Consider the following 1,286-nt stretch of genomic DNA (forward strand, 5'->3'; position numbering starts at 1 on the left):
GGCCGGGTCCTTGGCGAGCGCGCGGGCGATCGCCACGCGCTGCTGCTGGCCGCCCGACAGCTTCTCCGGGTAGGAGTCCACCTTGTCGGCCAGGCCGACCCGCTCCAGGTTCGCGCGGGCGACCCGCTCGGCCTCGGCCTTGTCCCGCTTCAGCACCTTGCGCTGCGCGACCGTCACGTTCCCGAGGACGTTCAGGTGCGGGAACAGGTTGAACGACTGGAACACCATGCCGATGCGCCGGCGCGCGGCGTCGATGTCGACGTCCGGGTCGGTGAGCTCGACGCCGTCCACCGAGACCGTCCCGCCGGACGGCTCCTCCAGCAGGTTCACGCAGCGCAGCAGGGTGGACTTGCCCGAGCCGGACGGCCCGATCACGCACACCACCTCGCCGGACTCGATGCTCAGGTCGATGCCGCGCAGCACCTCCAGCGACCCGAACGTCTTGCGCAGGCCCCTGATCTCGATCGCGCTCATCGCCGCCCCCGCTTCTGCCGTGCCTCCAGCCGCCGGGCCAGGTAGCCGAGCGGGATCGTGATCAGCAGGTAGCACAGGCCCGCGACCAGGATCGGCGTGGTGTTGCCCTGCTGGCTGGCCAGGTCCCGGCCGAACTTGGTGAGCTCGCGCTGGGTGAGGGACACGCCGATGAACAGCGCCAGCGACGAGTCCTTGAACAGCAGCACCAGCTCGTTCGTCAGCGGCGGGATGACCACGCGGAACGCCTGCGGGACGACGATCGTGCGCATCGCGCGGAACTGCGACATGCCGAGCGAGCGCGCCGCCTCGGTCTGGCCGCGCGGCACCGCCTCGATGCCCGCCCGGATCGTCTCGGCCATGTACGCCGCCGACACCAGGCCGAGGGCGAACGCCGCCTGCCCGTACACGCCGCCGGGCAGCTCGGTGCCGGGGAAGGCGAGCGGGATGCCGGTGCCGACGAAGATGAAGATCAGCAGCGCCGGCAGGCCGCGGAAGATCTCGATGTAGGCCATCGCGAACCACCGGTACGGCAGCGCCGACGACAGCCGCATCAGCGCGATGACCAGGCCGCCGACCAGGCCGAGCACGAACCCGGTCACCGTGTAGATGACGGTGTTGCGCAGCCCGACCGTGATGATGTCGGGGAACAGGCCCTTGGCGACGGACCAGTTCGCGAAGTTCTCGTGCAGGGACTTCCAGTCGGCCAGCACGACGAGCAGCACGACGGCGAGGACGAACACGCCGTACTCGCCGCCGAGCACCAGCCGCCTGCGCCGCCTGCGGGTCAGGCCGCCGCGCGGCGCGGCGGCCAC

The 1,286-nt window shown here is 71.2% G+C and carries 2 protein-coding genes; both read right to left on the minus strand.

What is annotated here, in order from left to right; translation table 11 throughout:
* The coding region (locus AB0J52_RS41150) for an amino acid ABC transporter ATP-binding protein (RefSeq protein ID WP_500188683.1) at positions 1 to 474 on the minus strand (474 nt) is incomplete at its 3' end.
* Positions 471 to 1,286, minus strand: an 816-nt coding sequence (locus AB0J52_RS41155; protein WP_500188685.1) for an amino acid ABC transporter permease, incomplete at its 5' end; no start/stop codon positions are given. The genes AB0J52_RS41155 and AB0J52_RS41150, both read right to left, overlap by 4 nt.

The sequence above is a fragment of the Spirillospora sp. NPDC049652 genome (genome assembly GCF_040675125.1).
In the GTDB taxonomy this organism is placed as follows: domain Bacteria; phylum Actinomycetota; class Actinomycetes; order Streptosporangiales; family Streptosporangiaceae; genus Spirillospora.